General features: G+C 45.1%; 5 protein-coding genes and 1 tRNA gene. 3 read left to right on the top strand and 3 right to left on the bottom strand.

From position 1 onward, the window contains the following. Positions 1 to 95 precede the first annotated feature (95 nt). Together AB1797_13210 and AB1797_13205 are read right to left on the bottom strand one after the other, a co-directional pair. Positions 96 to 659 (bottom strand): 5-formyltetrahydrofolate cyclo-ligase, encoded by a 564-nt coding sequence (locus AB1797_13210; GenBank protein MEW5768544.1) that lies wholly within the window; start codon positions 657 to 659, stop codon positions 96 to 98. A 62-nt stretch (positions 660 to 721) separates the two neighbouring features. Continuing rightward, complete coding sequence (locus AB1797_13205; GenBank protein MEW5768543.1) at positions 722 to 1,789, bottom strand: DNA methyltransferase; 1,068 nt, start codon at positions 1,787 to 1,789, stop codon at positions 722 to 724. Positions 1,790 to 2,339: 550 nt separating this feature from the next. On the opposite strand from AB1797_13205, the gene AB1797_13200 reads away from it, so the two are divergent. The 3 genes from AB1797_13200 (at position 2,340) to AB1797_13190 (ending at position 3,992) form a co-directional block, all read left to right on the top strand. Next, positions 2,340 to 3,401 carry a poly-gamma-glutamate hydrolase family protein gene (locus AB1797_13200; protein ID MEW5768542.1) on the top strand — a complete coding sequence of 354 codons (1,062 nt, stop codon included), beginning with the start codon at positions 2,340 to 2,342 and terminating at the stop codon, positions 3,399 to 3,401. Positions 3,402 to 3,589: 188 nt separating this feature from the next. Next, positions 3,590 to 3,677, top strand: a tRNA-Leu gene (locus AB1797_13195). Between the two features lie 120 nt (positions 3,678 to 3,797). Next, positions 3,798 to 3,992, top strand: a complete 195-nt coding sequence (locus AB1797_13190) for a hypothetical protein (protein MEW5768541.1) — start codon at positions 3,798 to 3,800, stop codon at positions 3,990 to 3,992. A gap of 176 nt (positions 3,993 to 4,168) precedes the next feature. On the opposite strand, the gene AB1797_13185 is transcribed toward AB1797_13190, so the two are convergent. Further along, the coding region (locus AB1797_13185; protein MEW5768540.1) for a prepilin peptidase at positions 4,169 to 4,668 on the bottom strand (500 nt) is incomplete at its 5' end.

Below are 4,668 nucleotides of genomic sequence, written 5' to 3'. Positions count from 1 at the left end.
GGGAGAGGGTTAGGGTGAGGGGTAAAGAGACTTTCCCCACAATTTCAAGTGTCACAGAGCACTATGCTAAATGACCATTTTGGTATGAAGTTGGGTTAAATAGTATACAGCACTCTCGCTTCGGTAATGATCTTCTCAATAGGTATATCGTGATCCTCCTGGGGCAGCCGTTTGACTACTTGATCCTCATAGGCCAGGGCAATCAGGTGGGTTGTTCCTTTCATTTGAGCCAGTAAGCGGTCGTAATGCCCGCCACCGTGGCCGATCCGGCCGCCTTCTTCATCAAAGGCGACCCCCGGAATAATGGCCAGGTCTATTTCAGCCGGTTCTACCAACCGCAGGTATTCCGGTCTTGGTTCCAGAATGCCGAAGGCCCCTGAAGCCAATTCCAGGTCGTAATCTTTGATTTCAGAAAGGACAAGGCTATCTCCCCGGGTGACAGGTAAAATCACCCGCTTGCCCACGTTTATTCCGTGCCTGATCATTCCTTCTGTGGCGACCTCGCTCTTAGTAGCGGCATAAAAGAGGATGGTTTTAGCCTCTTTAAAGTGGTCAAGACCAAATAAGGTCTCTTCAATTAGACGACTCCGTTCTTTCCGGTCATCTTCATGCAAAGAGTCCCGTTTGGCCTTGATCTCTCTTCGTATCTTTCTCTTCACTCTGATGCTTCCCTCCAAATTTACGGATAGTGGATTTCGGACTCGAAATCTTCTTCTTTTAACTATTTTTTCTTGAAGAGAAAAATGTATTCGTGCTTAAAAATATAAAATCCACCCACCAGGGCTCGATAACGCCACAATTCTTTCTGATGGCGTTTTCCTGTGGTCTCTTCAAAGTTTTTCACGATTACGCTTTTTAAGGAAAAACCTCTCTTCATAATCTCATTCATTGTTAAAAATCCCAATGGAATCCATTCACCTTTAGAATATTTATCACCAATTACCAGAGCAAAATACCTTCCTCTGTCTAAAACTGATGAAGCATTGCCAACTATTTTATTCATCAACTTTAGGAACGACTCTACAGAACAAGCGTTAGATAAATCTCTTGGGTCATCACTGAATTTGATAATATCAAAATATGGGGGGTGCATGATTAAAAGCTGAACAGACTTTTGTCCGTATTTTTGTAAAAGTGATTTATAATCAACCAGCGAGCTGTCGCCAGTTATAACTTCACTGATAACACCGTACTTATTTGGTTCAGAAGAAACAAACTTTTGGGCTTTTCGGGCAACACTTTCTTGAAGTTCTATCCCTATTCCATTTCTTCCCAATCTTTGGCTTTCAATTAAAGTGGTTCCACAACCCACAAAGGTATCTAAAACCCAATCTCCTTTCTTGGTGTAACGTTTTATCATTTGATTTGGAATTTGTGGAATAAAATTTCCCCAATATCCGGCGGTGTGGATTCCAGAATTATCTCGTTTATCACATATCCACAAACTATCGGTATAAATATCTGTATATTCCTTCCAACGGTTTAAATTAATATCATTGACTTTGCTTGTCTTGATTTCAGTGATCCCTTTTTCAAACCGCCCAACATAATATTTTGCCCTTTCAAGTGTTTGAGCTTCTGTAATTTGTTGAAGCTCATCAAACAAGTATTTTTGAGCAATTTTTATTGTGTCACCCTTAAAATCGATATCTAACAATCCAATTTTATCCGATCTTGTGTTAGTTAGCTGATGCTTTAGATGCGATATATTGTTTCTTAATGATGAAAGAGACTCTTCTTCTTTCAGTTTAAGGATCATTTCCAAGATCCTTGACTTATTGACAATCATAATCTTTGAAAGGTGCCGATTTTTTGTCGAGTAGGCGTCATAAGTCCGAGGCATTTAGACTTTCTTAAGTTTCCCCCTTTCTTTTTTCATCGAGGGCCTCTTTGATCAGGAAATCCAACTTACCTGCCTCCTTGAATAATAGCACATCAAATAAACTTTGTCAATCTTATTTCACAAAAGACCATTGACGGCCCAATAGCTAACTCTCGTATTCTCAGGGAAGATCTTCGGTTTCTCGGAGATGAATTTCTCCTGGCTTTTTCTGGCCAATGTCGCTATTTCTGTCCTTTCTGTCACCAGAAACGGGTAATCCAGCTTAGGCATTTTCCTCTTTTCCTCAACTTTTCAGTTGACTTACTCATTTTTATATGCTATAATCCAAGATCATAAGGCTCAAAGCCCTAAAAAACCATCTGGGGGCACTTCTATGACACTTCCTCCGAATTACCCTAAGATCAAAATTCTTATCAGCCACTCAATCACCGTTTTTAAGCGTCGAGGCAGCAAAATAGAAATGTCCCCAGCACGGTTTTGATTGCGAGGAGGCACAATGCCACCAACCTATCCCGCGACAGTGATTGTATGGCCTGATGCTGCGCTGGGGACGAAGGAACATTGCCTGGTCAACGGAGAGGACATTGCGTCCATTGGGCGTGTGGTCAACCAGCAGGTCAGAATCGTCAGGTCGCCGACGGAGCGCGCTCTCTATACCGTGAAGGGAGACTCCCTCCCTCTCGGGAACGTGCAGATGATGGTGGCTGGCTGGGACCGGCTAGGCGGAGGGGAGGCAGAGACCGTGACCGTGGATGCTGAAGTCACGAGGTCGAGTCTCACGGATGCCGAGGCGCAAACCGACAGCGAGTTCGTGGAGCGTCTGACTGACAACGGCAAGCACCACGGACTGATCGCCCTTGCTCCGCACGGTGGCATGATCGAACGCTACACAGACATGCAGGCCGAGTGCGTTGGGCAGCAACTCGCGGCCAAATGTGTTTCCGTGTGGCGATGCAAGGGCTGGAAAAGCGGCGGTGGGGCCTACGACCGTTGGCACATCACATCCACCGAGATTCATGAAGAATCCTTCCCACTGCTTCAGACTGTCATCGACCGCGGGTTCAAATTCGCCGTTGCGTTTCACGGCTGGACAAACGATCACATCTGCATCGGAGGGCTATCACCCGCAAGCTTGAAACAGGAGCTGCGCGCAGCGATCGAGGCCGCGATAGACGATTCTGGGATCCTCGTTGTCACCGATGCGGACCCGCTCTGCCCTGACGAGTTCAACGGGAACCATCCGAACAACTTAGTCAACCGCCTGTCTGCCAACGGAATTCAGATTGAGCAATCCCTGGCGGCTAGAACAGACTATTGGGAGGCCATCGCCGATGCAGTCGCTGGTGTGCTGGGCCCTAAGGTTACCGTTTGCACCGCCCCGGTTTTCGAGGGGGCGAAGGGACTGGCGTGTTTAGGCACGATCATCGGCTACATTATCCTGCTGATTTTCCTGCTTCTTCTCATCTGGATTCCGGGCGTTTTTTGTGTCTTTAAGGGCGTTCTGTTTCGTATCGCTCACGCGTGCACCGGAAACAGCGATCCATGCATTGAACTGTGACTTTTTCTTCTTTTTCTCAGCTCTTCACACCTGTCTGTGGCAAAAAATACTTGTCAAAACTGGACAATTGTGTTATAATATCAGTAAAGTCGTGGAACTTAGAAGAAGATGGCATATAGAGAGGGGTGGTTTAAGTCTCTACGACACCGGCTCTGTTTAAAAAATCCAGACAATCCCAGACAATACAAGCCGGAGTGGTGGAATTGGCAGACGCGCTGGACTCAAAATCCAGTGGAACTTAGTTCCATGTGGGTTCGACCCCCACCTCCGGCACCAACCTTTCTCACCTAAAATCAATGAGTTGTAACACTCCATAATACCTCCTTCCTGTTTTCCATTACCGGCATTTGGGCTGAATTGTGCCTAAATTGTGCCCGTTCCAATTTTTCTCCCACAGTGGTTATTCCTTGCCCGGCCTGTCGATTAAACCTGCTGAAGGTAGGAGATAAAGTAGAACATAACCCTGAGCTTAAGCCAAAGCTGGAGAAGATAATCGGGGAGGAACTTCCGGCAGATAAGCTGAATATAAAACACCCTCTGGACATAATAATAAATGCACATGCCTTATCTTGCAAGAAAAGAAAGAAATGAGGGCATAATCTGTAATTTTTAAGACATAACGACGGAAGCTGCGAAAAACGCCAAAAGTTCTGTAAAATTGTTAATTTTTAGGTATTTCGTGTGTTTCGTAGTTTTTTATTTAGGCTTTAGGCCAAGGGAGCAAAATCACTATTTGTGACCTGGCTAAAAGTATAACTCATCCCCATTCATTGCCCCAATAACCATCCTCTCACACCGTAAATCTCCTCAAACAGCGCCCAAAAAGTCCCGACACATATAGCCACTCCATAGGGGAGAAAAGGGGTAGACTCTTTCTTTAAAGGTTCCATCACCAACCAGGGTAAAACAGCGCTGATAAATGTCCGCCAGATATTTCTCAAGGTTGATAACAGCGTTCCATACCAGATCATAACAACTATCGATATAATTCCCCCTGAAAGGGCGGTGTAGATAATGGCCCAGATGATAAAAGGAAAACCTTTTAAAGCCCCAATAGCGGCCATCAGCTTCACGTCCCCGGCCCCTATACCTCCTAAAAGAAAGATAATAAAAAAGGGGAAAAATCCGATGGCCAATCCAAGAAGGCTATTAGTAAGCCCTGAATAACCAAAGTAGATGGCATTTATCCCTAATCCGATCAGGATAGCCGTAATAGTGGCGTGGTTATAAATCTTGCGATACAGAAGATCAGTAATAAGACAGTAGA

It is taken from the genome of bacterium, from assembly GCA_040753085.1.
Taxonomy (GTDB): domain Bacteria; phylum UBA9089; class JASEGY01; order JASEGY01; family JASEGY01; genus JASEGY01.
The sequence above is the reverse complement of the archived record's forward strand: the minus strand, read 5'-3'. Positions and strand labels throughout refer to the sequence as shown.